General features: G+C 45.5%; 1 protein-coding gene. It reads right to left on the bottom strand.

Annotated features, from left to right (window positions below):
* Nucleotides 1-1344: transposase (locus CIK99_RS03125; RefSeq protein ID WP_094379679.1), on the bottom strand; the 1344-nt coding region annotated here is incomplete at its 3' end.
* Nucleotides 1345-1441: the final 97 nt, after the last annotated feature.

Genomic DNA, 1441 nt, shown 5'->3' with positions numbered 1-1441 from the left:
CTTTTTGAAATCTTGATCACATCTGAGAATGCGTTCCAAGTCTTGCCTTGTTTCTTCATCTGCCATAGCCCTCTCAAGCAGGTCATCCAGTGTGGAATCAAAGAGACTCGCAATTTTCTCAAGCAATTCCGCTATTATCGGAAGCAGACGCTCTATGAACGTCAGTTCCAGCAGTCCTTCTTTGATATCCCGGAATAGTTCTCCAAACGTTTCGTAGTCGGAGAAGCGCTTGTGGAGCGAGATGACAGTGTAGCCAATGAATGCAAGAGTACAGTCGGCAATCTGTGCGTTGAGGTCTGTGCTCTGACATCTGCCAAGTTCAAGGTGCTGCTTGCATTCGTAGAACAGGACTTCAATATTCCAGCGTATCTGGTAGCGTTCAAAGGCATCCTTGAACGACAACTTCATGTCTGTCGTCACCATAACCTCATACTTGCTGCTTCTACCATAGCGGATAATGAACAACTGGACAGGTATGCCATTGTACTCTGCCTTAATCCTGGCATAGTGACTCTTGTATTGTCTGCATGTCTTGAAACCTATGCGTTCCTGCTTCTGTATAAGCACCTTGGCTGAGATACGCTTTCCATTCACCATGAAACCTGTGGTTTTGTTCCTGAGCAGCGTGATGACGTGTATGGCACCATCCTTGATGCTCCTGACTTTCTTTATAAAGTCCTCACCGAAGAACCATTTGTCAAAAAGAAAATACTTGGCGACATACCCATTCTTCACGGCTCTGCGAAGCATCTCTATCGCTATGTCAGGCTTCTCCTTGAGCAGCTCGTCTGCCCTTTTCTTCATGCAGTCATCATTGCTGCGCTTCTTGGTGAATCTGTCCTTGAGCTGTTTCTTTGTGAGTCCGAAGTCCTTCTTCCTTCCCGCTTCTGCATGCAGGGAGAATTCAAGTGGCAAGGTACTCTTCGTATCGGTAATGGCAAGCAGTAGCAGCTTGTATCCAAGTGCACACTTCTGAGCGACATGGTCATAGACTCTGCTGATACCTTCCATGCTGATGCCGCTTTTCTCAATCATGGTATCGTCAAGGATGAAGTATCTCTCCTGATTGGCATCTGTGGAATTCTCGCTTACTATGCGGAAGAAGGACTTCACCGTGCGATAAAGAAGCCTGCGCCAGTCCATCTTAGGACGTGTAAGGAAACGGTAGAACTGGTTCTTGCCTCCTTCGATGAATGGAGAAAACTGATGGTGGAGTGACTGGTGGATATTCTGACCGAAGAGACGGAAGATAAGGAGGTACTTGAGCAAATCCAATGCCGATGCACCTTTCTCCTTCTCCATTTTCAGCTTGCGAAGTGACTGTCCAAGCTTGAATCTGTCCAATAATGACAGAAAATCATTGCAGATAGAAGATTTTTCACTCAAAAAGTTGGATAATTCAGAAAAATGACTTAATTTTGCATTCATAACAGATTGTTGA

Origin of the sequence: Prevotella sp. P5-92 (assembly GCF_002251245.1) — a bacterium.
Lineage (GTDB): Bacteria > Bacteroidota > Bacteroidia > Bacteroidales > Bacteroidaceae > Prevotella.
This window is presented reverse-complemented; position numbering and strand designations above follow the sequence as displayed.